The 26,641-nt window shown below is 49.8% G+C and carries 20 protein-coding genes and 2 tRNA genes; 13 read left to right on the top strand and 9 right to left on the bottom strand.

The window, feature by feature from the left end:
- Positions 1-5: 5 nt before the first annotated feature.
- Positions 6-2,021 (top strand): NAD-dependent DNA ligase LigA, encoded by a 2,016-nt coding sequence (gene ligA / locus ACJ8W9_RS00685; protein WP_411359934.1) that lies wholly within the window; start codon positions 6-8, stop codon positions 2,019-2,021.
- Here ligA and ACJ8W9_RS00690 read toward each other — a convergent pair.
- Together ACJ8W9_RS00690 and gloB are read right to left on the bottom strand one after the other, a co-directional pair.
- Positions 2,018-3,619: a LysM peptidoglycan-binding domain-containing protein gene (locus ACJ8W9_RS00690; RefSeq protein ID WP_411358025.1), complete on the bottom strand. Its 1,602-nt coding sequence runs from the start codon at positions 3,617-3,619 to the stop codon at positions 2,018-2,020. The genes ligA and ACJ8W9_RS00690 overlap by 4 nt on opposite strands.
- 56 nt (positions 3,620-3,675) lie before the next feature.
- A complete protein-coding gene (gloB, locus tag ACJ8W9_RS00695; protein WP_411358026.1) occupies positions 3,676-4,389 on the bottom strand; it encodes a hydroxyacylglutathione hydrolase in 714 nt (237 codons plus the stop codon).
- A gap of 50 nt (positions 4,390-4,439) precedes the next feature.
- On the opposite strand from gloB, the gene ACJ8W9_RS00700 reads away from it, so the two are divergent.
- Together ACJ8W9_RS00700 and ACJ8W9_RS00705 are read left to right on the top strand one after the other, a co-directional pair.
- The gene (locus tag ACJ8W9_RS00700; RefSeq protein ID WP_411358027.1) at positions 4,440-5,183 is read left to right on the top strand and encodes a class I SAM-dependent methyltransferase; all 744 of its coding nucleotides are present in this window, start codon (positions 4,440-4,442) and stop codon (positions 5,181-5,183) included.
- An 8-nt stretch (positions 5,184-5,191) separates the two neighbouring features.
- A complete protein-coding gene (locus ACJ8W9_RS00705) occupies positions 5,192-5,581 on the top strand; it encodes a rhodanese-like domain-containing protein (RefSeq protein WP_411358028.1) in 390 nt (129 codons plus the stop codon).
- 10 nt (positions 5,582-5,591) lie between these two features.
- Here the strand turns inward: ACJ8W9_RS00705 and rnhA are convergent, their stop codons facing one another.
- Together rnhA and dnaQ are read right to left on the bottom strand one after the other, a co-directional pair.
- The gene (gene rnhA, locus ACJ8W9_RS00710; RefSeq protein WP_411358029.1) at positions 5,592-6,059 is read right to left on the bottom strand and encodes a ribonuclease HI; all 468 of its coding nucleotides are present in this window, start codon (positions 6,057-6,059) and stop codon (positions 5,592-5,594) included.
- A complete protein-coding gene (dnaQ, locus tag ACJ8W9_RS00715; protein ID WP_411358030.1) occupies positions 6,056-6,751 on the bottom strand; it encodes a DNA polymerase III subunit epsilon in 696 nt (231 codons plus the stop codon). The genes rnhA and dnaQ overlap by 4 nt, the downstream gene beginning before the upstream one ends.
- Before the next feature lie 224 nt (positions 6,752-6,975).
- On the opposite strand from dnaQ, the gene ACJ8W9_RS00720 reads away from it, so the two are divergent.
- From ACJ8W9_RS00720 to ACJ8W9_RS00740, 5 genes are all read left to right on the top strand, one after another.
- Positions 6,976-7,052 (top strand) — tRNA-Asp (locus ACJ8W9_RS00720).
- Positions 7,053-7,077: 25 nt separating this feature from the next.
- Positions 7,078-7,154 (top strand) — tRNA-Asp (locus ACJ8W9_RS00725).
- A gap of 36 nt (positions 7,155-7,190) precedes the next feature.
- A complete protein-coding gene (locus ACJ8W9_RS00730) occupies positions 7,191-7,538 on the top strand; it encodes a YkgJ family cysteine cluster protein (RefSeq protein WP_411358031.1) in 348 nt (115 codons plus the stop codon).
- A gap of 109 nt (positions 7,539-7,647) precedes the next feature.
- Complete coding sequence (locus ACJ8W9_RS00735) at positions 7,648-9,849, top strand: M3 family metallopeptidase (RefSeq protein ID WP_411358032.1); 2,202 nt, start codon at positions 7,648-7,650, stop codon at positions 9,847-9,849.
- Between the two features lie 249 nt (positions 9,850-10,098).
- Positions 10,099-12,324 carry an NADP-dependent isocitrate dehydrogenase gene (locus tag ACJ8W9_RS00740; RefSeq protein WP_411358033.1) on the top strand — a complete coding sequence of 742 codons (2,226 nt, stop codon included), beginning with the start codon at positions 10,099-10,101 and terminating at the stop codon, positions 12,322-12,324.
- A gap of 76 nt (positions 12,325-12,400) precedes the next feature.
- Here the strand turns inward: ACJ8W9_RS00740 and ACJ8W9_RS00745 are convergent, their stop codons facing one another.
- Genes ACJ8W9_RS00745 through ACJ8W9_RS00765 form a run of 5 tightly spaced genes read right to left on the bottom strand, consistent with a single transcriptional unit; the run spans position 12,401 to position 18,050 of the window.
- Positions 12,401-14,422 carry a diguanylate cyclase gene (locus tag ACJ8W9_RS00745; protein ID WP_411359938.1) on the bottom strand — a complete coding sequence of 674 codons (2,022 nt, stop codon included), beginning with the start codon at positions 14,420-14,422 and terminating at the stop codon, positions 12,401-12,403.
- 43 nt (positions 14,423-14,465) lie between these two features.
- A complete protein-coding gene (locus ACJ8W9_RS00750; RefSeq protein WP_411358035.1) occupies positions 14,466-15,068 on the bottom strand; it encodes a YqiA/YcfP family alpha/beta fold hydrolase in 603 nt (200 codons plus the stop codon).
- Positions 15,065-15,754 carry a hypothetical protein gene (locus ACJ8W9_RS00755; protein ID WP_411359940.1) on the bottom strand — a complete coding sequence of 230 codons (690 nt, stop codon included), beginning with the start codon at positions 15,752-15,754 and terminating at the stop codon, positions 15,065-15,067. Before ACJ8W9_RS00755 ends, ACJ8W9_RS00750 begins: the two co-directional genes overlap by 4 nt.
- Before the next feature lie 9 nt (positions 15,755-15,763).
- Positions 15,764-17,173: a serine hydrolase domain-containing protein gene (locus tag ACJ8W9_RS00760; protein ID WP_411359942.1), complete on the bottom strand. Its 1,410-nt coding sequence runs from the start codon at positions 17,171-17,173 to the stop codon at positions 15,764-15,766.
- Positions 17,174-17,186: 13 nt separating this feature from the next.
- Positions 17,187-18,050: an SMP-30/gluconolactonase/LRE family protein gene (locus ACJ8W9_RS00765; RefSeq protein ID WP_411359944.1), complete on the bottom strand. Its 864-nt coding sequence runs from the start codon at positions 18,048-18,050 to the stop codon at positions 17,187-17,189.
- A 134-nt stretch (positions 18,051-18,184) separates the two neighbouring features.
- Between ACJ8W9_RS00765 and dnaE the strand changes: the two genes are divergently transcribed.
- From dnaE to ACJ8W9_RS00790, 5 genes are read left to right on the top strand one after another with little or no spacing between them, the layout of a single operon-like run.
- Positions 18,185-21,697, top strand: coding sequence for a DNA polymerase III subunit alpha (gene dnaE, locus ACJ8W9_RS00770; RefSeq protein ID WP_411359270.1), 3,513 nt, complete (start codon positions 18,185-18,187; stop codon positions 21,695-21,697).
- Positions 21,698-21,738: 41 nt separating this feature from the next.
- Entirely contained in the window at positions 21,739-22,695 is a 957-nt protein-coding gene (gene accA / locus ACJ8W9_RS00775; RefSeq protein ID WP_411359946.1) for an acetyl-CoA carboxylase carboxyl transferase subunit alpha, read from the top strand.
- Positions 22,696-22,723: 28 nt separating this feature from the next.
- The gene (tilS, locus tag ACJ8W9_RS00780; RefSeq protein WP_411359948.1) at positions 22,724-23,716 is read left to right on the top strand and encodes a tRNA lysidine(34) synthetase TilS; all 993 of its coding nucleotides are present in this window, start codon (positions 22,724-22,726) and stop codon (positions 23,714-23,716) included.
- Between the two features lie 20 nt (positions 23,717-23,736).
- Positions 23,737-24,633, top strand: a complete 897-nt coding sequence (locus ACJ8W9_RS00785) for a DMT family transporter (protein ID WP_411358039.1) — start codon at positions 23,737-23,739, stop codon at positions 24,631-24,633.
- A complete protein-coding gene (locus ACJ8W9_RS00790) occupies positions 24,630-26,597 on the top strand; it encodes a monovalent cation:proton antiporter-2 (CPA2) family protein (RefSeq protein WP_411358040.1) in 1,968 nt (655 codons plus the stop codon). Before ACJ8W9_RS00785 ends, ACJ8W9_RS00790 begins: the two co-directional genes overlap by 4 nt.
- The last annotated feature ends 44 nt before the right edge of the window (positions 26,598-26,641 follow it).

Here is a 26,641-nt window from a genome sequence, read left to right on the forward strand (position 1 = left end):
CAACTATGAGCTCAACGCAACTTCAAGCGCGCGTAGATGAACTACGTGCGCTCATTACCCGTTACAATCGTGAGTACTATGAACTCGATGCACCCTCAGTTCCTGATGCAGAGTACGACCGCCTTTTCCGTGAATTACAGCAGTTAGAAACAGACTATCCAGAATTTAAATCAGCGCATTCACCGACGCAAAAAGTTGGCAGTGCGCCGTTAGCTGAATTCTCGCAAGTGACGCATGAAGTGCCCATGCTGTCGCTCGATAACGCCTTTGACGAAAGTGAATTTGAAGCATTTGCCGAGCGTGTGAAAGAGCGTCTTGATACCAGCGCTGAAGTGATTTATTGCTGTGAACCTAAGCTTGATGGGTTGGCGGTAAGCTTGTTGTACGAAGACGGGAAATTGGTGCGGGGTGCGACCCGAGGGGATGGTCAAACCGGTGAAGATATTACCAAAAATGTCCGTACCATTCGCAATTTGCCCCTGCAGCTGACCGGCAGTTATCCGGCGCGCGTAGAAGTGCGTGGCGAAGTGTTTATGCCAGTCAAAGCTTTCAATACCTACAATGAGAAAGCGCTGGCGCGCGGTGATAAAGTCTTCGCCAATCCGCGTAATGCCGCCGCTGGCAGCCTCCGTCAACTCGATTCAAGGATCACTGCACAGCGGCCCCTGCATTTTTATGCCTATAGCATGGGTGTAGTGAGTGACGACCTTGATCTTGCTGACTCTCATTACCAACGCCTACAGCAACTTGTCAGTTGGGGGTTACCAATAAGTGCTGAAGTAAAACAGGTGGAGGGGAGCGTCGGCTGCAGCGCCTATTATGCGGACATTCTTAAACGTCGTGAAAGTTTGCGCTACGAGATTGATGGTGTGGTGTTAAAAGTCGATAACATCAGGCAACAGCAGGACCTTGGTTTTGTCTCGCGCGCACCCCGTTGGGCGATTGCCTGGAAGTTTCCGGCGCAAGAAGAAATGACCGTATTAAACGGTGTTGATTTTCAGGTTGGACGCACCGGTGCTATTACACCGGTCGCACGTCTGGAGCCGGTGGCGGTAGGCGGTGTAACCGTGTCAAATGCAACCCTACACAACGCTGATGAAATTGCGCGACTGGACATTCATATTGGCGATACCGTCATTATTCGACGCGCTGGTGACGTCATTCCACAAGTGGTTAGCGTTTTACCCGAGCGTCGTCCAACCGATGCCCAAGCCATTGTCTTTCCGTCAGATTGCCCAGTGTGCGGGTCGCATGTCGAGCGTGCCGAGGGCGAGGCGGTAGCGCGGTGTACCGGTGGTTTAATTTGCGCTGCCCAGCGCAAAGAGGCGTTGAAGCATTTTGCCTCGCGTAAAGCCATGGATATCGATGGGCTGGGCGACAAGTTGATTGAATTGCTAGTTGAACGTGAGTGGCTTAAATCACCCGCCGATCTTTATCGTTTGAAAGCTCGAGAACTGGCAATGTTGCCACGGATGGGCGAGAAATCAGCGGAAAACATCGTAACAGCGATCGCAGCAAGTAAAACCACAACCTTACCGCGGTTTTTATATGCCTTAGGTATTCGCGAAGTAGGCGAGGCGACCGCGGCTAATTTAGCGAATCATTTTGCTTCTTTGCCAGCGCTAGCTGAGGCAGATCAAGCACAGCTTGAGGAAGTTTCTGACGTCGGTGGTGTAGTGGCAAGCCATATCTATCAATTCTTCCGTGAACCCCACAATCAGCAAATTATCGATGAGTTGCTGGAGTTGGGCATCACTTGGCCTGCCGTGGAACAGCTGACGCAAGCAGAGGCGACCCTGGCTGGTAACACTTACGTGCTTACTGGCACCTTGACAGAAATGACCCGAGATGAGGCGAAACAGGCGTTACAGGCTCGTGGAGCAAAAGTAAGCGGTAGCGTTTCGAAAAAGACGACCGCGGTGATTGCCGGTGATGCTGCGGGTTCAAAGCTCACGAAAGCCGAACAGCTCGGCGTGCCAGTGATGAGTGAGCAAGAACTGCTAGCGTTATTACAACGCTAGCTATCTTCACTAACACGGGTGACATCAACGACCAACTTTAGCCGCTGGCCAGGTTGCAAATAGTTGCGGCGGCTAATTTGGTTCCACTTTTCAATATCACCTATAGTCACATTGAAGCGTTGCGCAATACGTGCCAAAGAATCACCTGAGCGTACGCGATAATGGATGTTACGTGTGATACCAGCGGGTTCGTCTTGCTGCAACCACACCACTAGATTTTTACCTGGGCGTAACGGATCCGTTGGCGCCATACCGTTCCAACTCGCCAGCTGGCGTAGATTGACATTGTACTTGCGGCTCAAGTCCCAAAAGGTGTCGCCACTGACGATAGTGTGATTGATTTTGGTTTTGCCACGACTCTTCGATTGCGTTGATGCCAAGCGTTGATCGGCACTCAATTGATATTCATCAAGATCCAACGAAGCCGCGGGAATCAGTAGATAATCGCCAGCACGAATCAACGAACCGCGTAAATCATTGGCCTGCTGAATCGCTTGGGTCGTAGTGTGATATTTCTTTGCGATGACAATCAGACTTTCTCCTGACTTCACCTTGTGTCGTGTCCAGCGCACTAAATCCTTCTGTTCAGCAACTGCCAACCAAGCGCGCAGTTGTTCCGCATTCTCTGCAGGCAGCAGCAAACGATGCGGACCTGCCGGATCTGTCGCCCAACGGTTATAACCTGAATTGTAATGATGCAACTGAGCGAGCTCCATGCCAGCTTTTTCGGCGGCAAGAGCCAGATCAATTTGGCTTTCGGTTTCAACGATAGTCAAATAAGGCTGGTTCTCAATCGGTAACCAGCTGACTTGATAGCGATCTTGATGCCGCAGAATATCCGCAAGAGCGAGTAGTTTTGGTACGTAAGCGCGCGTTTCGCGCGGCAAATCCAGCGACCAAAAGTCAGTTGGTTTGCCAGCTCGCGCATTTTTACGAATCGCCGAATTAACCCGTCCACCGCCAGAGTTATAGGCGGCGAGAGCGTGTAGCCAATTGTCGAAGCGCTTATTTAAATCGGTTAGATAATCAAGTGCCGCATGCGTTGACGCGTAGACATCACGGCGGCCGTCATACCACCAATTGATATCGAGTCCATAATGACGTGCGGTGCCCGGAATAAACTGCCAAACCCCTGCGGCACGGCCATGGGAGTAGGCAAACGGGTCGAATGCACTCTCAACGATAGGCAGCAAGGCTAGTTCAAGAGGTAAGCCACGCTTTTCGATTTCTTCAACAATCAAGTGCATGAAGGGGGCTGCTCGCTCGGCCACACGATTCATGTAATCTGGATGTTTCAGATAAAAATTACGTTGCGCAGTAACGCGTTCGTTATCGGGCACGGTAAAGGTCATTTGCCGACGGATACGCTGCCAAATATCTTGTTCTTGTTGCGGTGTTAGCTCAACTACTGGGGGCGGTTCGATAATATTCTCTGGCTGCAAAATCGGTGCCAGTGGCTCTTGCGGTTGTTCACTCACTAATTCAGGAGATGCTTTACGAGTAGAGCGTTTTTGTTCAGCCTGCTGTTGAGGTTCTGGTGTGGTTTGACATCCAGCTAACAAGGCTGCGCTCAGGGCGAGCAGAGACCATTTTTTCATGGGTGAATAATCCTTTGCTTCTTCTGCGTAAGCTAAACTTCTCGCAGTGTACGAATTTAAAACTGATCTTTCCACTGTCTTAGCTTGGCAAATGCCGTTGCTGATTCAGCGCGAAGAAACGGGTTAATTGCAAGCTCGGTAGCGATGGTCGAGGGTAAACTAGGTTGCCCCGCCGCGCGCAGCTCAGAAATTGCAAGGGTCGCCTCATGAATCGCCTGATTGTCAGGCTCAGCAGCTGCGGCAAAACGCAAATTCGCCAAGGTATATTCATGTGCTGCATAGACCGCGGTAGTTCCCGGAAGTTTAGCCAGCTTTTGTAAAGACTGATGAAACTGTTCTGGCTGGCCTTCGAACATTCGACCGCAACCAGCGCTGAACAGGGTATCGCCGCAGAACACAGCGGAATCGGTCACATAACTGATGTGATCGAGCGTGTGCCCGGGGGTCTCCAGCACGGTAAATGCGTGTGAGAGTCCAGCAGGAGTGAAGGTGTCGCCTTCTTCTAAAGCGTGGCTTATCGCCTTAAATTTAGAGTTGCGCGGGCCATAAACCGGCACATCATAGTGTTGCAACAACGGCTCGATACCATCGGTATGATCCCAGTGATGATGGGTGACCAATAGGCTCGCCAGTTCAACCTGATGGCTAGCAAGCCAATCGAAGACCGGCTGTGCATCGCCAGGGTCAACAACAACAGCAGGCGCACCTTGCTGTTGCTGGATAATCCAGATGTAATTGTCATTCAATGCTGGTAGTGCAGAAATATGCATAACTGCCTCTTTGTGATACAACGTTGAGAGCAGTATACAGGTGAGTATCCATGATGTTAAAACCCGCGTTTCGTGAAAAAGCTGTAAAAGCCCCCGAGCATTGGCACCAAGTGGCGCATGGTGCATGGTTAAAGGCTGAGGTAGAGCAGGTGCTGGCGCCACATATTGAGCGTTTATATGGTTATCATTTAGCGAAAGTAGGGTGCTTAACTGCTGAGTTAGAACTACCGCGCAATGCGATACGCCACCACATGACTGTTGGTGATTGTCAGCAAAACCCTATCCAAGTTCGCGCCTTGCCGACTGCATGGCCTTTTGCCGAAGCCGCTTTAGATGCGATTGTTATGGTTAATCAACTCGAATTCGAGCAAGATCCACATCAAGTTTTGCGTGAAATGAGTCGTAGCCTGATTGCTGATGGCAAATTGATTCTGGTGGGTTTTAACCCTCTGGCACTGAACCAAGTACAAAGGTTGTGGCCGAAAAAAGTGAACCAATTTCCTTGGTGTGGACGTTATTTTAGTAAAATGCGAATATTAGATTGGTTATCACTATTGAATATGGAAGTAACGACACAACATTACTTTGCAGCGTCCATGTTGCAGCAACGCTGGCCATTTCTAGAAACAGGAGTGACTAAGTTGGCACGCTGGATACCGCAGGTAAGTGCACTGTATGTGATCGTTGCGACCAAGCGAGAGTTTCCGCTGACACCTGTAAGCGAACGAGTAAAAACGCAGAAGGTCAGGCCTAAACTACAAACAGTTCCACTAGCGAATCAAACACGAAGATAGGAGTTCTCATGTTAAGTTCTCAAGAGTTATGCGCAACAGCAAAAGCCAATGTAAAGGAAGTTGATGTTGAACAACTACAAGCAGCAATCGCTGAAGGGGCGCGTGTCATCGATGTGCGTGAGCCCGGAGAATACGCCGCAGGTCATATTCGTCAGGCAGTGAACATGCCGCGTGGCGTGCTTGAGATGCAACTCAATCAACATCCTGATGTAGCGGGGTATGAGGACGCACTGCAGCGCATCGCCGAACAGCCGCTCTATCTGATTTGTCGTTCAGGTGGCCGTTCAGCGTTGGCAGCAGAGTCGTTAGAGCGCATGGGTTTTAGTAACGTGTTCTCAGTTGACGGTGGCATGCAAGCGTGGGAAGAGAAAAAGTACCCGCAAGTCACTGGCGAGTAAGTCGAGTAAGTTACAAAGAGTCAAGGTAGCCAGTGTCTTCCGCTAATGTGGAACCGCTGGCTGCAGCTCTTGCCAATTCATCACAACGTTCGTTTTGCGGATGTCCTGCATGGCCCTTGACCCATTCCCATTTGATTTGATGGCGCTGACAGGCAGCATCAAGTGCCTGCCATAAATCGGCGTTTTTGACCGACTTCTTTGCAGAGGTCCGCCAACCATTGCGTTTCCAGTTATGTATCCAGCTCTCGATACCTTGTTTAAGGTACTGACTATCCGAAGTTAAAACGACTTTGCAAGGTTCTTTGAGTGCTTGCAATGCTTTAATCGCGGCGAGCATCTCCATGCGATTATTCGTTGTCAGTTGATATCCCTCGGCCAACTCTTTGTGATGTTTACCATATTCGATAACGACGCCATAGCCGCCTGGTCCCGGGTTACCTAAACAAGAGCCATCGGTGTAGATGTGAACCGTCTTCATGACTCATCCCACAACGGCGCACCAATGAGTTTGAGGCGTTCACGGTGCGCGGCTAATTCGTCATCAGTGGCTTTAATGACTCGTAAGGGAGGTTTGTTCTGCACACGACTCCAGTCACGTGGCACACCGTCTTTGCTTTGTTGCTTGTTTTGCGCCGCCAACTCCAGTTTGGTTTGGCCGCCGGTCATGGCTAAATAAACATCGGCCAGCAATTCGGCATCGAGTAATGCGCCGTGAAAGGTTCGATTGGAGTTATCGATACCGTAGGCGCGACAGAGGGCATCAAGATTGTTTTTTTGCCCTGGTCGCATCTCGCGTGCCAGCATTAAGGTATCGAGCACCGCACAGTAATCCTTGGTCTGACCGAAACCATTGCGCAATAGCCGAAACTCATGATCAATAAAGCCAACGTCAAATGGGGCGTTATGGATAACCAACTCACCCCCTTTGATGAATTCTAAAAACTCATCTGCGATTTGTGAAAATACGGGTTTGTCTTGCAGAAACTCATTGGTAATGCCGTGTACATCGATCGCACCTTGCTCAACCACTCGTTGTGGATTGATATAAACATGAAAAGTGTTGCCAGTGAGCTTGCGTCCGATGAGTTCCACCGCTCCAATTTCGATAATCCGATGACCTTGGGCTGGATCTAGGCCAGTGGTTTCGGTATCGAGCACAATTTGCCGCATAGTTGGACTTCCCTTTAACTTGCAATGGTTGAAAGAGTAACTGAAGATCGTCCCTATTGCGATGCCTTTGAAGGGGCAAAAATAGTAAAAATGGAGCGATCTGATGCTTTTTCAGGCAAACGAAATAAATCTTCAAAAAAAAGGTTGACGGCAGGCAGTCGCCCTCGTAATATTCGCTCCGCATTCAGGGGGCACCCACTCGGGGCCACCGAATCTTGGAAGCTGGAGCGGTAGTTCAGTTGGTTAGAATACCGGCCTGTCACGCCGGGGGTCGCGGGTTCGAGTCCCGTCCGTTCCGCCACTTCCAAAAAGGTTTTCACCGCTGCGGAGCGGTAGTTCAGTTGGTTAGAATACCGGCCTGTCACGCCGGGGGTCGCGGGTTCGAGTCCCGTCCGTTCCGCCATTTCAACATGTTTTTTCTGTTGTGGAGTGTTGCGCGATGAGTAGGGAATCTGCCTGCTTGACGTGTGGGGCCTGCTGCGCGTTTTTTCGTGTTTCTTTCTATTGGGGCGAAGCTACTGGCGCTCCTGGCGGTATTGTACCGTCCGAACTCACCGAAAACTTCCATCCTCATTTATTATGCATGCAAGGTACCAACCAAGCTCAGCCTCGTTGCGTTGCGCTCGAAGGCGAAATTGGCCAACAGGTAGGTTGCCGCATATACGAAAACCGCCCCTCACCCTGTCGTGAATTTGTCGCCGGTGATGAAGGTGAAAACGCATACTGCAACAAAGCGCGCGCCCACTACGGTTTAGCGCCACTCATTCCAATAAAAGAAGTCGCCTAAGCGCCACGAAGCGCTCAATTGCAATAATTGCGCCACGAAAGCGCTTGAGCCCCCTAGCGGCAACGGTTACATTATGGAACGTTAAAATAACCACTAGGGAGCATATTTTATGCGTAAGAGCTTAATTGCAGTCGCGATTGGCGCGGCACTTACCATGGCCGCTTGTGCAGATAAAGAAGCTGCACAAAGCGCAGAACAACCAACCGAACAAGCCGCAGAGCAGACTCAAACTGCACAGGATAGCGGTACTGAGTTTAACCAGAGCAATCCGTTTTACGCGGAAAGTTCCTTACCTTTCCACGCCCCGGACTTTAATAGCATTGAGTTTGATCATTATCGTCCTGCGTTGTTAGCTGGAATGGAAGAGCACGCTGCAGAAATTGAGGCGATCGCCACGAATGCAGAAGCACCTACCTTCGAAAACACCATCGTTGCGATGGAAAAATCGGGTCGTTTGTTAAGCCGTGTTTCTGCTGTGTTTGGCAACGTGGCTGGCTCAGCGGGTAATGATGATTTCACCGCTCTTCAAGTCGAAATGGCTCCGAAATTCGCTGCTCACAGTGACAGCATCATGTTGAATGCTGATTTGTTTGCCCGCGTCAAAGCAATTTACGATGCACGTGATCAGTTTGAGGGTGAAGAGCTGCGCTTGATCGAAGACACTTACAAAGGCTTCGTACGCGCTGGTGCAAACCTTAATGAAGAACAAAAACAACGTATCCGTGAAATCAACTCGGAAATGTCATCAGTTACGACCGAGTTTCGTAATAATTTGATGACCCTTGTCGATGAAAACCTGATTGTGGTCGAAGATGAAGCAGAGCTTGCCGGTTTAAGCGATTCGCAAATTGCTAATCTGGCGAAGACCGCTGAAGCGAAAGACATGCCTGGTAAATATGTGATCACGATCACTAACACCACTCGCCAACCTATCTTGCAGTCGTTAGAGAATCGTGAGTTACGCGAGAAGGTTTGGAAGGCTTCAGCAATGCGCGGTACGGGTAACACAGCTACCGACAATCGCCCATTGGTGAAGAAACTTGCGCAATTGCGTGCAGAAAAAGCTGAATTGCTCGGTTATGACAACTGGGGCAACTACGTACTTGAGCAAAGCATGGCGTCAACGCCAGAAGCTGCACAAAAGATGCTGCGTGATTTGGTTCCTGCAGTGGTAAGTAACGTTGAAGGCGAAATGGCTGAAATCCAAGCGGTCATCGACGCAGAAGGCGGCGATTTTGAAGTACAACCTTGGGACTGGGCTTATTATGCTGAAAAAGTTCGTGCTGAGAAGTACGCAATTGATTCAGCAGAAGTGAAAGAGTATTTCGAATTTAATCGTGTGATTGAAGATGGCTTATTCTTTGCTATGAACCAGCTGTTCGGTATTACCTTCGAAAAACGTGATGATATCCCAACTTACGCGGATGACATTTTGGTGTATGAAGTCAAAGATGTCGATGGCGAGTCACTAGGTTTATTCTACGGTGACTGGTTTACGCGTGACGGGAAGCGCGGCGGTGCGTGGATGAGTTCATTCGTATCACAATCACACTTGTTGGGTAACAAGCCAGTGATTTTGAATAACATGAACATCACTAAAGCGCCTGATGGCGAACCAACACTATTGAGCTTTGACGAAGTAAGCACCATTTTCCATGAAATTGGTCACGCCCTGCACGGCATGTTCTCTGATGTGAACTATCCATCACTTGCGGGTACTTCAGTATCTCGTGACTACGTTGAATTCCCATCTACGTTCCAAGAAGACTGGACCATCAATCCGAAAGTTCTGGCGAATATGGCCAAGCATTACGAAACCGGCGAGCAGATCCCACAAGAATTGCTCGACAAAGTAATGGCGGCGAAGAACTTCAACATGGGCTTCGACACGCTTGAGTACATCTCAGCTGCATTACTCGACTTCGAGTATCACACCTTGACCAGTGAAGAAGCACAAGCGATTGACGATGTGAATACTTATGAGCAAGCAGCACTTGTGCGTAATGGTGTGAATGTTGACGCGGTTCCACCACGTTATCGTTCAAGCTTCTTTGCCCATGTATTTGCGGGCGGCTACTCTGCTGGTTACTACGCTTACATGTGGTCAGAAGTGCTTGCCGCTGATGCCTTTAAATTTATGCAAGAGAACGGTGGTTTGACACTCGAAAACGGTCAAGCATTCCGCGACACTATCTTGTCAAAAGGTAACAGCAAAGACCCGATGCAACAGTACATTGACTTCCGTGGCCAAGAGCCAACAGTTGATGCGCTACTTGAGCGTCGTGGTTTGACCAAGCCAAGTATCGACTAAGCAATCGAGCACTCGGTAAAAAGGCAGCTGCGGCTGCCTTTTTCGTTATTCGGGGTTCGTACGTTCGGCGTTGCCTCACTGTTCGTCCACTCGCTGTGCTCGTTGTTCGAATAGCGAAGCGGACGAATGCCGCTGTTATAAGTGCGGTGAATACTCAATTTCAAGTCATGCTTACTGGTCTATAACGGCCATCCTTGCTATACTTCGCGCCACTTTTCTAATCCTTTCCGAACCTAGTAAGGAACCACTATGGCGACTGATAGCTCAAAGATTATCTACACGGAAACCGATGAAGCGCCACGCTTGGCGACCTATTCATTGTTACCGATTATTCGTGCTTTTACGCAAGCTGCTGGTGTTTCAGTTGAAACGCGTGACATTTCCCTAGCTGGCCGCATTATCGCTGTGTTCCCTGAGTATTTAACGGAAGAACAGCGGATTAACGATGCCCTGGCGGAACTTGGCGAGCTCGCTAAAACGCCGGAAGCCAACATCATCAAACTGCCAAACATCAGCGCGTCAATGCCGCAAATGACCGCTTGCATCAAAGAATTGCAAGAACAAGGCTATGCGCTACCTGATTACCCATTTGAGCCGAAGAACGACGAAGAGCGCGAAATCAAAGCGCGTTATGACAAAGTCAAAGGTTCAGCAGTAAATCCAGTATTGCGTGAAGGTAATTCTGACCGCCGTGCACCGGCATCAGTCAAAAACTATGCGAAGAAGCACCCGCATCGCATGGGCGCTTGGAGCAAAGATTCAAAAACCAGCGTAGCACACATGGATGACGGCGATTTTTATGGTAGCGAGCAGTCAACGACCTTCGCTGAAGCTGACGAATTGAAAGTCGTGCTAAATACGCCTGCCGGTCAAACTGTGCTCAAAGACGGCGTGAAAGTACTTGCCGGCGAAGTGGTAGACGCTGCGCGCATGGACGTTGCGTTGTTAAAAGAATTTTTTGCGCGCGAAACTGCAAACGCCAAAGAAAAGGGTGTGCTGTTATCACTGCACCTGAAAGCCACCATGATGAAGGTCTCTGACCCGATCATGTTCGGTCACGCGGTGAAAGTATTCTTTAAAGATGTTTTTGATAAGTACGGTGAATTATTTGCTGAACTTGGCGTTGACGTGAACAATGGCTTTGGTGATGTATTAGCTAAAATTGCTAAATTGCCAGCTGAACAACGTGCTGAAATCGAAGCTGACATTCAGGCGGTTTACGACCAGCAGCCAGCCTTGGCGATGGTGAATTCGCACAAAGGCATCACCAATTTGCACGTGCCGAGTGATGTCATTATCGATGCTTCAATGCCAGCGATGATCCGTGATTCAGGTAAGATGTGGAACATTAACGACGAGCGTGAAGACACTTTGGCGATGATTCCAGACCGTTGCTATGCCGGCGTTTACCAAGAAACTATCAGTTTCTGCCGTGAAAATGGTGCTTTTGATCCAGCGACCATGGGTACTTGCCCGAACGTTGGTTTGATGGCTCAGAAAGCGGAAGAATACGGTTCACACGACAAAACTTTTGAAATGCCAGCTGACGGTACCGTGAAAGTATTGAATAAAGCGGGTGAAGAAGTGTTCTCGCACGATGTACAGCAAGGTGACATCTGGCGTATGTGCCAAGTCAAAGATGCACCGATTCGTGACTGGGTCAAACTTGCGGTGAATCGTTCACGTCTGAGCGGTATGCCAGCAGTGTTCTGGTTAGATGCAAACCGTGCCCACGACGCTGAACTCATTAAGAAAGTAAATGAGTACTTGCAAGAACATGACACTGACGGTCTAGATATTCAAATCATGACACCGGTTGATGCAACGCGTCATACCCTGCAGCGCATGAAAGAAGGTAAAGATACCATTTCGGTTACCGGTAACGTATTGCGTGACTATTTGACTGACTTGTTCCCAATTCTTGAATTGGGCACCTCAGCGAAAATGTTGTCAATCGTACCGTTAATGAACGGTGGTGGTTTGTTTGAAACAGGTGCAGGTGGTTCAGCGCCGAAGCACGTGCAACAGTTCGTTGAAGAAAACTATCTGCGTTGGGATTCACTCGGTGAGTTCTTGGCATTAGCAGCTTCACTTGAACACTTAGCACAGCGCACCGATAACCAACGCGCGCAAATCCTTGCTGATGCATTGGATAAAGCGACTGCTAAGTTCCTTGAGAACGACAAGTCACCAGCGCGTAAGATTGGTGAAATTGATAACCGTGGTAGCCATTTCTATTTGGGCATGTACTGGGCGGAAGCCTTGGCGGCGCAAACAGAAGACCAAGATCTAGCGGCACGCATGGGCAAACTCGCAGCGTTCTTAAATGAGAATGAAGCGAAAATTGTCGCTGAACTGAACGAAGTTCAGGGCAGCCCAGTAGAAATTGGTGGTTACTATCAGCCGAACGGTGAGTTAGTCAGCAATGCAATGCGTCCATCGGCAACATTGAATGACGCGCTTGCGAGTCTGTAGCGCTTAGCAAGGCGAGATAATAAAAAGCCGCAGTTGTTTGGTAACTGCGGCTTTTTTGTATCCGATTACGAATGAATTATGGCAAGCTGCGGCGCGGTTGGTCCGGTAATAAGTAGCGAATACGATTACGACCCTCGGCTTTGGCTTCGTACAACAGCTCATCTACCAATTTAAAAGTAGCGTCCCAATTCGGCTGCTTATTCGCATCTGTTGCGACCATTGTTAAACCACCGCTAAGCGTGATCTTGAGGCGTCCTGCGTCAGTTTGAAAGGCACGTTCACTGATATCTTTGAGAATTTTTCGAGCCACCTGCACGGCTTGGTCAGCTTGAATATGCTCAAGCACTAGCAAGAATTCTTCGCCGCCCCAACGCACCGCCATGTCATTACGGCGAATTGCAGCTTTCAATCGCCGCCCAAACTCAATCAGAACCTCATCACCGACAGGGTGCCCGTGGGTATCATTGATGTTTTTAAAATGGTCAATATCGAGCAAAATGACCGCATGCTGATCGGTTTGCAAGCGCCGATCATCGCTTACTAAACGGTCGTAAATAGCACGGCGATTATAGAGTCCGGTCAATGGATCATGCAGAGATTGCTGGTGTAACTCGCCATTTGCCTCGTTAAGTAACTGATTGAGGCGTCGTGTTTTGCGGTAACCGTAAGCAAACATCAGGAGCACCACTAGTAACGAACCGGCGGCGACGAGGAACAACTGTTGCTGTCGCTCTTGGTTTGCCAACTGTTGCTGCTGTAGCTGAGCTTGTTGCTCGAGCAATTTAATTTCGTAAGATTTTTCAGCAGCTTCATAGCGTATTTGCAATTCACTTATCTGTTGGTCACGCTCTTCTTCTGCCAACTCAGCGGTCAACTGTACCTGTTTTTGTAAGGTTGCTGCTTGTTCTTGATAGCGCTCAGCGATTTCATAAGCGCGGGCGATATGGGTCAGCAAAATGGCTTGCTCGCGTTTTAAGGCGAAACTATTGAAAACCTCTGCCGCAGCGAGCATTTCGACGATGCCTTGGTCATGATCGCCTTGCAACACTTTGACATAACCAAGGTTGAACTCAGTTACGGAACTTTCACGTTGGTTATTGATTGATTTCGCCACCGCCAAACCTTGGCGCAGATACCGCTCGGCATCATCCAGTTCGTTCATTAATAACTTCGCCGCGCCGGCATTGTTGTAGGCCAGCATGAGGACTCGCTCATGGTCTTGTGCTTCGGCAATGTCAGCAGCTTCGAGAAACGCATCGACAATTTCCTGCGATGGACCTTGCTCATATTGGCGTGAATAAGCGCGAATTAAGTACAGCTCAGGCAAGTGGTGAGTAATACCTGAGCGACTGGCATCAGTAATCGCAGTTTCTGCAGTTTCAGCAGATGCTTGCCAGCGTCCTAAGTTGGCTTGAATACGCGCCAAGTGGAGATTCAAAAACTGGCGCCGGCGTTGCTGTCCACCTTCATCGGTTTCTGGAATCAGCGCTTGTGCTGATAGAAGATAATTCAGCGCATCGCTAAATTCATTATTGGCCTGTAACACGCGGGCAAGCAAATGGTTGGCGTGATAGCGAACGCGGACATTACTAGCAGCCGGTAGTAAAGTGATGATGGTAGGTACCAATGCAACTGCTTCGTCGGTATTACCATTGGCAAGATGTGCTTCTGCTTTGACTACTTCAATTTCAAGCAACGCATTGTTGTTACCACTGTTACGCGCCAATTTTTCAACTTCATCAGCAACTGCCAGGGCCGCACCTAACTGTTCGTCAAAGGCCAAACGTAAGATATTATAGCTTTGCGCACGAACGAAAGTTTCAATCGGCGTCGAGGCGTCGATGCCGCGCAGGAGATCAGCAAAGGCTTGCTGATCACTCGGATAAAAATCGCCATCAAGCAGCTTATCGAGGCGCTGTTCAAGCTCTTGGTCACGTTGGATTTGCGTATTAGCACCATCGACTATTTCATCGTCGGGTACACCGAACACATTGGGGGGATTTGCGGCGAAGCTTGGTGTGATGCAAGCGCAGAACAGCAAAACCATGATGGTGTGATAACGGGATTGATGCACAATTAGTTCGACTTTAGTTTGCAACTGAATAACTATTCATCACTTTACGCTTATATGTAAAACCTGTCTAGCGCTCAAAGGCTCGGAAAAATTCAACACAATCATCAAGATATTCATCGAAGCCAACGAAACCATGATTCCCGCCCGAAATAATGGTTTGTTTAGCATGTGGTAGGGCTGGCAATGCCTGACGATAATCCAGCACATCATCACCCGTTTGAGTAAGCAGCCAACATTGGTTTGCGCCAAGCGGCGATGGGTAGGCAGGGGTTATTGCTTCGAGTTGGTCTAGATAATCGATACGCCACTCATAAGGGCTATTGTCATGAAAATTAATTGCAGTGCCGAGAGCACGCCGGAGACTTTCGGCGGCATGCATCGAAGGATTGATCAACACCACAGGCAAATCGTATCGACAGGCAAGGGCATGTGCATAAAAGCCACCTAGTGAGGAGCCCATGACGGCAACTTTTCGTGGCGCGATGAGTGCATTGAGCTGTTCAACTAATTCACTCAACGTTTGCCAGGCGAGCGCTGGAATATGTGATAACGATGGCGCGAAAAAACGAATATCGCGTGCGGCGCAGTGGGCTCGCATTTGCTCCGCTTTGCTACCAAAACCGGACGAGCCGAAGCCATGGACAAAAATGATGATCGGCTGCTGGCTCATGGCTGCTGCTCGGTAAAGTAAGCTGCGTCACCCCATACTTCCTGCCCATGAAACATCATGAACTGGATCACCAGCGGCAATAAGTGGGCGAGAATGCCGCAAGCATCACGCAACTGATCACGGTTGAGCTTGCCATTCCAGGTAGCGCCCCCGTGAACGAGTTGGTTGCGCAAGGTATACAAGCGGTCCATCACAATACTCAGACAGGTAACGGTGTCGCGTTCGGCAAGCGCTTGGTGCGCAGCATGCTTGGCTGATTCAAAACTGGCCTTCCAAGTGTCCTCCGCACAGCGTCCAGTGGCGCTATCCCAAAAGGGTTGGAATACGTAGGGGTTGTTCATCAAACTGCGGATCTTGTTTGGGTAGTGCTGCCAGATCATATTGTACAAATGGCTTTGTTCATCGTAGCCGACAATTCGGCCAAAGAATTGCGCGTAGGTATCACGTTGCGTCAGTCGCGCATCATTGGTGTATTCGCTGGCATAAGCAGCGTTAAAACCGATCCAGAGGAACAGAAACTCAGCGTCTAAGTCGTCGCGTTGACGCTCTTGCTGGGCGCGATAAAGCCAGCTCAGCGCGCGATGCACGCGCAACGATAACCCTGTAGACCATTGATCGCGTTGTTTGCGTTGATAACTTTTGAGCATCTCATGGTTAAGCTCAAGCGGCACTTTCCAGTCAGACATAGTGCATACCTATTGTGATTGTGTAGCTTCCAATGCTTTAAGCACATCGCGGGTAAAATCGTGCTCATTGAATCCCGGCTCGCCGGCGAGATCATAGCCACGGCGGACGATAATGAGATTTTTGCTGGGTACTAAGACTAAGAACTGCCCACGATTACCGCGTGCAGCAATGGTGTCATCCGGTAATTCAGGGAAACGTTCGTTGTACAGCCACCATTGTGCGCCATATCCGGGGCTTGTAGTTGGAGGTTGCGCTGGCGCTGGTGTACTGATGTATTCGACCCAGTTGGCGGGCAAAATTTGCTCATCATTCCAACGACCGTTTTGCAAATGCAATAAACCTAGTCGTGCGAGGTCGCGAGCGGTTGTCCAAACTTGCGACGACAAAATAAAGTCACCTTGCCAATCGGTCTCTAGAAATGTGTGCTGCATACCGATTTTGTCGATCAGCTCAGTGTAGGGAAAGCGTAGGTATTCGTTGGTATCGGTAAAGCGCTCACGCAAGGTGCGCAAGGCGAGCATGGTGTCGTTATTGGCATATTTCCAACGGCTACCTGGAGCTACTTCTAACGCCGTTTCAGTAGCCGTATCGCTGACGAGACCACCGCCCATGTATACGCGGTCGGTACGATTGCCAGCACGGTTACTGTCTAATCCCGAGGCCATGTGTAACAGATGTTCGAGCGTGATCGTGCCACGTGGGTCAAGCGGATGCGACCAATTCTCTAGAGCCGCTGGTTCATCAACAGTGATGCGCTCTTGTTGCACCGCTACGCCAATCACACTGGCGCCAATGCTTTTCGCGACCGACCAGGTGCGTTGTGCGGTAGTGGGGGTAAAACCTTCGGCATAACGTTCAGTTAAAATCGTTTCAGTATTAGCAACAAGTACCGCCGAGGTGCGCGCACCACTGCCATAATGCTTGCTGAAAGCTTGGTCAACTACTTGCTGCAAAGCCTGTTGTTGCGCAGCAGACAATACGCTTACGTCGGCCTGCCACGGCGCACCATCGTCGTGGTGTGAAACTTCAGTGCGTGGAAAGGGCTGGTCGAGCTGCTCAATACTTGCCAAGGTTGCACCCACGGGCAGATCGACACAGCCAAGACGGGGGCGCCAAACTGAAAGCCGCGTGTATGCGCCATTGTCGTAAGCAACCCGCACCCACTTCTCAGCATGGTTGATTTCCGGCTCGAGTTGCGTGACTTGCTCGGCAATCAGCGGATAGATGCCGGTTAGTTCATCACGTTGAATCGCATTCCAGTCTTTGTTGGCATTAAACACTGCGCTACAGGCGAAATTGGCGAGGTAACCGGCAGCATAAGCGTTGCGAGTCGTTTCAGTTTCTTCGGCAAGTGCAGCGGGACCGTGTAGGGTCAAACTGACGATCAGTAATGTCGCAGATCGAATTAGGTGTCGCATCAACAGCTCCGGTTTATTTTTTATGATTTAAAGTAATTCTAAAGACCTCAGTTTGATTGGTCACGTAGAGCACCCGACGGTCAGTCTCAACTAATGTGACATTCGCCGTAAAATCAGGCAACGCGATGCGTTCGGTGAGCTCACCCGCAGGCGTATAAACATAGATTCCCTCTGGGCCAGCAACGTAAAGCGTGCCATCAGCGGCAACCGCCATACCATCCATGCCCTGGTCATACTCACCTTCCAGCGCAGCGAACAGCCGTTTGTTGCTGACACCATCGGCGGTGACATCGTATGCGTAAATCTTCCACTGGTAGGCATCTGTGACGTAGAGCACCGATTGGTCTGGACTAAGAATGATGCCGTTAGGGCGCTCGAGCTCATCATCAATGAGGCTGAGCTCACCGTTGTGCAGTGCAAACACCCCCGCAAAATCGAGCTCTTGTTCTTCTGCAGATACCGCAAAAGGCGGATCAGTAAAATATAAGGTACCACTATCAGCGAGCACTAAGTCATTCGGGCTATTGAGCCGTTTGTCTTGATAATGACTGGCTAAACTGGTCTGCGTACCGTCGCTATTCAGGCGGGCAATGCGGCGTGCTTGGTGTTGTGCCATGAGCAAGCGGCCTTCGGTATCCACAATCAGACCATTAGCACCGCTTGATGGACGCACAGCAACGGTGGTTTCACCTTCTGGTTGCCAACGATAAATAGTGCTTGCTGGAATGTCCGAGAACCATAGCGCGTTGTCATACCATAATGGACCTTCGGTGAAACGGTGACCTTCACTTATTAGGTCAATTTGGTGATCGGATTGCGCCTCGGCGGGTTGGCAAATTGCGACACTAAGCATGAGTAAAATGAGTAACTTATACATGGTAAGCCTCCAAAGTTTGTGTACTCAGCTTAGCCTATGTGGCTGAAAAAGGAAGCGAAAAGGACCATGACATTGCCGCCGCTATCGGGCACAATAACTGCCTATTTAAAAAGTATAACGAAGCCAAGCAGCGCATGACGGAACCAGCACAACAAGCAACGCCAGAATTTATTCATTTGCGGGTACACAGCGATTTTTCGATGATCGATGGCCTGGCAAAAGTCGGCCCCATTTGTGAGGCTACAGCAGCAGCTGGCATGCCTGCTCTGGCCTTGACCGACCAAATGAATATGTGCGGTTTGGTGCGCTTTTATCGCACCACCCATGGCAAAGGTTTGAAACCTATTGTCGGTTGTGACCTCTGGGTATTGCCAGAAGGTTGGACGGAAGACAGTCGTGAGGCGCCCTTCCGATTAACCGCGTTGGCGTTGAACAATGCAGGCTATCAACAGCTCACACAATTGATCAGCCGCGCTTACTTAGCGGGTCACCGCATGGGTAAACCCTGCATCAATAAAGAATGGCTCGCCGACCATGCCGATGGTTTATTGTTGCTAAGCGGTGGTCGTGAGGGTGATATCGGGCAAAAACTCTTACAGCAGCGCGAAGACGAAGCGGTATCAGCGCTGCAATTTTACCAACTCCATTTTCCCGATCGTTTTTACCTTGAATTACAGCGTACCGGTCGCGCACACGAAAATGACTACGTGCACGCTGCCGTCAATTTAGCCGCAAAGCACGAAATCCCTGTGGTGGCCACCAATGAAGTGGTGTTTTTAAAGGCTGACGATTTTCATGCGCATGAAGTGCGGGTCGCAGTTGCCGATGGTTACACGCTCGATGATAAGCGTCGTCCGAAAAAATACAGTAGTGAGCAGTACTTAAAAACGCCTGAAGAAATGGCGGAACTGTTCAAAGATATTCCAGAAGCCTTGGCCAATACAGTAGAGATTGCCAAGCGTTGTAATGTAACCATTACCCTCGATGAGTATGTTCTGCCAGAGTTTCCAACTGGCGGTATGACACCTGAAGATTTCCTTGTAAAAAAATCACGCGAAGGTCTTGAAGACCGTTTGTTGAAGTTATTTCCAGATGCAGCTGAACGTGCCGAGAAACGTAAAGAATATGATGAGCGGCTGCAGATTGAACTCGACGTTATCAATCAGATGGGGTTCCCGGGCTACTTCTTAATCGTGATGGAATTTATCCAGTGGTCGAAAGATCACAATATTCCAGTAGGTCCAGGGCGAGGTTCAGGTGCCGGCTCGTTAGTTGCTTATGCGTTAAAAATTACTGACCTCGATCCGCTTGAGCTCGATCTGCTTTTCGAACGTTTCTTGAACCCTGAACGGGTATCCATGCCAGATTTCGATATCGATTTTTGCATGGAACGCCGTGACGAGGTCATCGATCACGTGGCAGAGCTGTACGGGCGTGAAGCTGTCTCGCAAATTATTACCTTTGGTACCATGGCAGCCAAAGCATCGATTCGCGATGTTGGCCGCGTACTTGGTCATCCCTATGGTTTTGTCGATAAGATCACCAAGCTCGTTCCGGGCGACCCTGGCATGACCTTAGCTAAGGCCTTTGAAGTCGAACCGCGACTTGCAGAGCTTTACGATCAAGATGAAGACGTGCGTGATCTCATCGACATGGCACGGATCCTCGAAGGGGTTACCCGCAACGCAGGTAAACACGCCGGTGGTGTGGTGATTGCCCCGAAACGCATCACCGATTTTTCGCCGCTGTATTGCGATGAAGAAGGCAAACAGCCGGTTACGCAGTTTGATAAAAACGATGTTGAAGCCGCAGGTTTGGTTAAGTTCGACTTTTTGGGACTGCGTACCCTAACCATTATTCAGTGGGCATTGGATATGGTTAATGCCAAGCGCCAACAGCGTGGTGATGAAGCGATTGCGATTGAGCGGATTCCGCTGGACGATCCGAAGTGTTTCCGGCTCTTGAAGAAAGCCCAAACAACCGCAGTGTTTCAGCTTGAATCCGGCGGCATGAAACAGCTTATTAAGAAGCTGTTACCCGATAGTTTTGAAGATATTATCGCCTTAGTAGCACTGTTCCGTCCTGGCCCGTTGCAATCGGGCATGGTGGATAACTTTATTGATCGTAAGCATGGCCGCGAGCCAATTTCCTATCCAGATAAAGATTATCAGCATGACTGGTTGAAGCCGATTCTTGAGCCGACGTACGGTGTCATCTTATACCAAGAACAGGTCATGCAAATTGCGCAGGTACTCGCAGGCTACTCGCTTGGCGGTGCTGACTTGTTGCGTCGCGCCATGGGTAAGAAGAAGCCCGAAGAAATGGCGAAGCAGCGGGAAGTATTCCGCGACGGTGCAGCGCGAACCGGCATTGACCCTGAACTAGCGATGAAGATTTTTGACTTGGTCGAGAAGTTTGCGGGTTATGGCTTTAACAAATCGCACTCAGCCGCTTACGCTTTGGTTTCGTACCAAACGCTGTGGTTAAAAACCCATTATCCGGCCGAGTTTATGGCTGCGGTAATGTCGGCGGATATGGACAACACGGACAAAATTGTCACCTTAGTTGACGAATGCGAGCAGATGGGACTTAAAATTCTGCCGCCCGATGTTAACGTGGGGCAGTATAAGTTTACCGTCGATGATGCGGGCAACGTGGTGTACGGCATTGGTGCGATAAAAGGCGTAGGTGAAGGGCCCATTGAGGCCATCCTTGCGGCGCGGGCCGAAGGCGGTGCTTTTAGCGATTTATTTGATTTTTGCTGTCGCGTCGATTTGAAAAAGCTTAATCGCCGCGTGCTGGAACGTTTGATTCGTGCTGGCGCGATGGATTCGCTTGGACCGCATCGTGCCGCTTTAATGGCGACGCTCGAAAAGGCGATGCGCCAAGCAGAGCAGCATGCACGGGCTGAAGCCATTGGCCAATCGGACTTATTCGGTGTATTGACGCCGAGTGATGACAGCAGCTCGCTCGAACATGAGTTTGAACAAGTTGCGCCTTGGCCGGAAGCAGTGTGGCTAGACGGCGAGCGCGAGACGCTTGGGCTATACTTAACCGGACATCCAATTAATCGCTATCGCAAAGAATTGCGCAATTATGTGCCATGCGCGCTGGCCGATGTAAAGCCGACGGGCCGCGACCAGACCACCACCATAGCTGGTTTAGTTATCGATATGCGAGTGATGGTCAACAAGAAGGGCGCACGTTGGGCTATCGTCACGCTAGATGACAAGTCAGCCCGTTTTGATGTACGCTTTTTTGCACAAGATTACGAAAGTTCGGAACATTTGCTCGCGAAAGATCAAATTTTGGTCATAAAAGGAGAGGTCAGCTTTGATGATTACTCCGGGGGCAATACAATGACCGCGCGCGAAGTAATGACCATTACCGGGATGCGTGAGCAATATGCGAAGGCATTACGTTTGCGCTTGCGACCTGAGCATCTAGAAGGACAAGGGCTGAAACGCTTACACGCAATACTCGAAAATTATCGCGGAGGTGTTTGTCCCTTACTGTTCGACTATCAAAGTAGCGATGCCAGCGCACGTTACCAGGCCGCTACAGATTGGTATATTACGCCAGAAGATGAATTATTGTATGAGCTTGAAGAACAGCTCGGAGCCAACCAAGTTGCGCTAGAATTTTAGTGGTAGTGGGCGTTAGCCGTGCACTACCCATGGGAGTCCAAATGAATTTGCAATTTTTAGAGTTCGAAAAGCCAATTGCCGAATTACAAGCTCAAATTGAAGAACTAAAAGCGGTCGGCGAAAAAGGTAATTTCGATATTTCGATCGAAGAAGAAATCGCCAAGCTACAAGAAAAACGCGAACAACTTATCGAAAAGATTTTCGGCGATCTGGGTGCATGGCAAGTTGCGCAAATGGCGCGTCACCCAATGCGTCCTTACACCCTAGACTATATCCAGCATATTTTTACTGACTTCGACGAGTTGGCCGGTGATCGCGCTTTTGCCGATGACCGCGCAATTGTTGGTGGCACTGCGCGCCTAGACGGCGAGCCAGTGATGATCATTGGTCATCAAAAAGGCCGCGAGACCAAAGAAAAGATTCGTCGCAATTTTGGCATGCCAAAGCCGGAAGGTTATCGCAAGGCGCTTCGCTTAATGGAAATGGCGGAGCGTTTTAAAATGCCGATCATTACCTTTATCGACACGCCGGGAGCATACCCTGGTATCGGTGCTGAGGAGCGTGGTCAGTCGGAAGCAATTGCGCGCAACCTAAAAGTCATGGCGCGATTGTCAGTACCGATCGTCTGTACCGTGATTGGTGAGGGCGGTTCTGGAGGCGCACTAGCGATTGGTGTGGGTGACCGCGTCAATATGCTGCAGTATTCAACTTATTCGGTGATTTCACCAGAGGGCTGTGCGTCGATCTTGTGGAAGAGCGCCGAAAAGGCAGCAATCGCGGCAGAGGCGATGGGTGTAACCGCTGGACGTAGCCTCGAATTAGGTTTGATTGATGCCATTATTGATGAACCGTTGGGCGGCGCGCATCGCGACCACGAGAGCATGGCACAGCGTTTGAAGCAACAACTACAAAAAGACCTTGCGTCACTTAAAGGTCTTGAACGCGAAGCATTGTTGGCAAAACGCTATGAAAAACTGATGTCGTTCGGCTATTGTTAAAGCAACACTTAGCAACGATGTCACTGCTGTGAAGCTCGCCTATCGTGATCTTTACCCTGAATTTGCTGCAGCGCTCGCGAACCTGACGCTGCAGCCACAACAACAAATCGTTGCCTGTTTGGGCGGTGGTGCTGATTCACAAACCATTCTTGACCTACTCGATCGTTGGCGCTCTGAGCACCCAGAACAGCGTTACTTGGCGATTCATCTTGATCATCAGTTTCATCCAAATTCGGGAACTTGGGCACAAGGTTTAGCGCGTGATTGTGCGCGTCGCCAGTTTCCTCATCACGGTGAAGTGCTGACCGTTGCTCAAGGTAATCGGGTCAGCAAAGAGGCCGCCGGTCGCGAAGCTCGTTACCAACGTCTCACCGAACTCGCAGATGCCGATGCCATTATGTTGTTGGGCCAACATCGCAATGATCAAATCGAGACCTTGTTGTTGCAATTGAAGCGCGGTGCAGGACCAAAAGGTTTGGCAGCGATGGCAAAACAAACCGATGCTGGTCAAGGGGCGGGCACACAAACCTGGCTAAGACCTTTACTCGGCGTCAGTAAAGCCGAAATTTACGCCTACGCGCATCATCACAAATTATTCTGGATCGAAGACGACACCAACCAAGACACGCGGATCGAGCGTAATTTTTTGCGTCACAAAGTCGTGCCGGTGTTAGAGCAACGCTGGCCACAATTCGGTGCCTCGGTGTTACGCAGCGCGAGCTTATGTGCCGAACAACAGCAAGTGCTCGAAGAATTATTGACGGCGCAGCTAGCGACTCTTTGTGATGCCAGCGGTGCGCTTCGAGTGGATAGTTTGCGAGCCCTATCGCCCGCGACACAAAGGGCATTATTGCGCCAGTGGCTACAACAACAACAGGCAACCATGCCGTCGTACGCGCAACTTGAGCAAATCCGTGAACAAATGCTCTACACCAGCAATGACCGTCAGCCGTGTATTGAGTGGGGACGCTTTCGTCTGAGCCGCAGTCGGCAACGTACTTTGCAACTTAGCCAGCGTTAGCACACTAAGGAATCTAGATTGTGTTACACCCAGCCACTATTGAGAAAAATCAACGTCGCGCGCTTGGGTTCGGACTTGCTGCGGTGGGACTTTGGTCAACGGTGGCAACCGCCTTTAAAATTGCCTTGGGGTTTTTAACGCCATTGCATTTATTGTTTTTGGCGGCGCTTACCAGCACCCTAATATTTTTCCTGCTATTGGCCTGGCAAGGGCGAATGCGAGAAACTTGGCGACTGGCGCGCAGTCGTTGGCGCTTTTATCTGCTGCAAGGCACCATTAACCCTTTTGTTTACTACTGGGTGCTGTTTGCTGCCTATGATCAATTACCCGCGCAACAGGCTCAGGCGATCAACTACACTTGGGCGATTACCATGGCGTTACTTGCGGTGCCCATTCTCAAACAGAAGCTTAGTGCCAGAGAACTGGCGGCGATGGTGGTGGCGTACGGCGGTGTGGTGCTGATTGCCACCGGTGGACAATGGGATTTCGCCGCAACCAATTGGTTTGGTATTGGCTTAGCGCTGCTCAGTACCGTATTGTGGGCAGGGTACTGGTTAATCAACACGCGCAATACCGATGCGCCCATTCCAGCAATGTTCTGGTGTTTTGCCTTTGGTACGCTGTTATTAGCCGTTGCGGTCGCCATCGATCCACGCCCGCTACCATGGCATGAGTGGCGTGCCTTGGCAGCTGCTGCTTATGTCGGTATTTTTGAAATGGGTCTGACTTTTTTGCTGTGGTTGACCGCCATGCGCACGGCAGAGCGTACTTCTCAGTTATCGATGTTGATTTTTTTAAGTCCATTTATCAGTCTAATACTGATTTATTTTATTCTTGGTGAAGCGATTCAAATCACCACTTTGATTGGCCTGAGCTTGATCTGCTTAGGGCTGTACTTGCAGAGGAAGCCTACATGAACGGAACATTTACGGACGTGTTACTGCTGTTAGCGATTGCGGTCGTTCTGGTATGGGCGTTTCGCCGTATTCGTTTGCCGGCTATTTTGGCTTATCTGGTGGCTGGGATTATTGCCGGTCCCGATGTCACTGCCTGGATCAAAGACCCAGATGATTACCATTTTATCGCGGAACTTGGCGTTGTACTGTTGTTGTTCTCGTTGGGACTAGAATTCTCTTTGCCCAAAATGATTGCAATGCGTCGGCTGGTATTTGGCTTAGGTGCAGGGCAGGTGGTGATTTGTACACTGCTATTTGCAGGATTAGGTTACCTTTGGTTAGGCGATTGGACCGCAGCTATGGTCATTGGTGGAACCTTAGCGCTTAGTTCAACTGCTGTGGTGATCAAGCAACTTGGTGAGTCATCACAATTAACCACCCGCAAGGGTCAGTCAACAGTTGCTGTGCTGCTATTTCAAGATATTGCTGTAGTGCCGATGCTGATCATTATTCCGTTGTTGGCTGCCGGCGATGGCGACGTCAATATTTGGCAGAGTCTTGGTATCGCACTACTCAAAGGTGCAGGTATCGTGGTGGTGCTCATGGCAATCGGGAAATGGGTGTTACCGCATATTTTTCGTGAAATTGCGCGGTTGCGTACCGACGAGTTATTCGTCCTTGCGACGCTTTTGGTGGCTTTGGTAGCCGGTGGTTTGACGCATTTATTTGGGTTATCGATGGCGCTCGGTGCATTCCTAGCAGGTATGATGCTCGGCGAAAGCAAATACAAGCATCAATTAGAAGCTGATATTCGTCCGTTTCGCGATATCTTGATGGGATTATTCTTCATCACTGTTGGCATGCAGCTCAATCTCGACGTGTTCTTGCACAATCTGCATTGGATTGTGCTCGCGGTGCTGGGCGTCGGCTTGCTCAAAATGCTCGTGGTGCGAATACTTGCTGGCATGACGAAAGAGCGCGAGGAAGACGCTTGGGGAGCAGGTTTGATGCTGTTCCAAATGGGTGAATTCGGTTTTGTATTGGTTTCTTTGGCGCTCAGCTATGCCTTGTTGCCGGCGGAAGTTGCCTCGTTACTGGTGGGGGTTGGCGTACTCGGTATGGCCGTGACTCCGTTGGTAATTCAAAATTGTCGAAATATCGTTGCGCCATTGATGCGTCGTGGACGTGCGGAAGACTCTGAGCAGCACCAACAACCTAATATAAGTGAGCCGAAAAAAGTACTGGTGCTTGGCTTTGGTCGAGTGGGTCAGACAGTGAGCAGATTCTTGACCAACGAAGGTATCGACCATTTGGCCATTGATCATGATACCAAACGGGTGCAAGAAGCGATTGCAGGTGGTGCTGCGGTGTTCTTTGGTGACGCTGCACGGCGTGACATCTTAAAAGCTGTGCATGCCGACCAAGTGGAATTGATTATTATCAGTTTTGCCGATGACTTAAAAGCTTTAGAGGTGTTGCGGGCCATTCGTGAAATTAACGAGCATGCGGAAATCATTGTGCGCTCACGTGACGATGTGCGACTAGAGGCAATGATGCAAGCGGGTGCAACTCAAGTGGTGCCAGACACGCTGGAAGCGAGTTTGATGTTGGTTTCGCAAATTTTAAGTCGCTCAGGGGTGCCGATTCGTCGCATTCTGGCTCGTCTCGATCAAGCACGGCGCAGTCATTATGGCGAGATGCATGGATTTTATCCAGGTGAAACAACAGATATGGATCCTGAGAAAATTGATCGCTTACAATTTCTTCATGCGGTGCAGTTGACTGACAGTGCCTACGCCTGCGGGCGCGAACTGGCACAATTAGCTTTGGACGATTTAGATGTGCAGGTAAAGTCGGTGCGTCGTGGTGAGCAAGAGTTTGGTGAAGTGAATGGTAATTTTACTCTTAATCGTGATGATGTCGTGGTACTAGCTGGTGGTCCAAGAGCCATTGAAGCCGCCGAGAGTTATTTGTTGAATGGTTAATGTTTCAGTTGTTACAACCTGCAACATAATCTCGCTTAATTATC

The sequence above is a fragment of the Pseudidiomarina salilacus genome, assembly GCF_047323925.1.
Classification (GTDB): domain Bacteria; phylum Pseudomonadota; class Gammaproteobacteria; order Enterobacterales; family Alteromonadaceae; genus Pseudidiomarina; species Pseudidiomarina salilacus.

Coding starts and splice junctions, on each gene's coding strand:
- ligA (WP_411359934.1), top strand. CDS start 6: ATGAGCTCAACGCAACTTCAAGCGCGCGTAGATGAACTACGTGCGCTC.
- ACJ8W9_RS00690 (WP_411358025.1), bottom strand. CDS start 3,619: ATGAAAAAATGGTCTCTGCTCGCCCTGAGCGCAGCCTTGTTAGCTGGA.
- gloB (WP_411358026.1), bottom strand. CDS start 4,389: ATGCATATTTCTGCACTACCAGCATTGAATGACAATTACATCTGGATT.
- ACJ8W9_RS00700 (WP_411358027.1), top strand. CDS start 4,440: ATGATGTTAAAACCCGCGTTTCGTGAAAAAGCTGTAAAAGCCCCCGAG.
- ACJ8W9_RS00705 (WP_411358028.1), top strand. CDS start 5,192: ATGTTAAGTTCTCAAGAGTTATGCGCAACAGCAAAAGCCAATGTAAAG.
- rnhA (WP_411358029.1), bottom strand. CDS start 6,059: ATGAAGACGGTTCACATCTACACCGATGGCTCTTGTTTAGGTAACCCG.
- dnaQ (WP_411358030.1), bottom strand. CDS start 6,751: ATGCGGCAAATTGTGCTCGATACCGAAACCACTGGCCTAGATCCAGCC.
- ACJ8W9_RS00730 (WP_411358031.1), top strand. CDS start 7,191: ATGAGTAGGGAATCTGCCTGCTTGACGTGTGGGGCCTGCTGCGCGTTT.
- ACJ8W9_RS00735 (WP_411358032.1), top strand. CDS start 7,648: ATGCGTAAGAGCTTAATTGCAGTCGCGATTGGCGCGGCACTTACCATG.
- ACJ8W9_RS00740 (WP_411358033.1), top strand. CDS start 10,099: ATGGCGACTGATAGCTCAAAGATTATCTACACGGAAACCGATGAAGCG.
- ACJ8W9_RS00750 (WP_411358035.1), bottom strand. CDS start 15,068: ATGAGCCAGCAGCCGATCATCATTTTTGTCCATGGCTTCGGCTCGTCC.
- ACJ8W9_RS00755 (WP_411359940.1), bottom strand. CDS start 15,754: ATGTCTGACTGGAAAGTGCCGCTTGAGCTTAACCATGAGATGCTCAAA.
- ACJ8W9_RS00760 (WP_411359942.1), bottom strand. CDS start 17,173: ATGCGACACCTAATTCGATCTGCGACATTACTGATCGTCAGTTTGACC.
- ACJ8W9_RS00765 (WP_411359944.1), bottom strand. CDS start 18,050: ATGTATAAGTTACTCATTTTACTCATGCTTAGTGTCGCAATTTGCCAA.
- dnaE (WP_411359270.1), top strand. CDS start 18,185: ATGACGGAACCAGCACAACAAGCAACGCCAGAATTTATTCATTTGCGG.
- accA (WP_411359946.1), top strand. CDS start 21,739: ATGAATTTGCAATTTTTAGAGTTCGAAAAGCCAATTGCCGAATTACAA.
- ACJ8W9_RS00790 (WP_411358040.1), top strand. CDS start 24,630: ATGAACGGAACATTTACGGACGTGTTACTGCTGTTAGCGATTGCGGTC.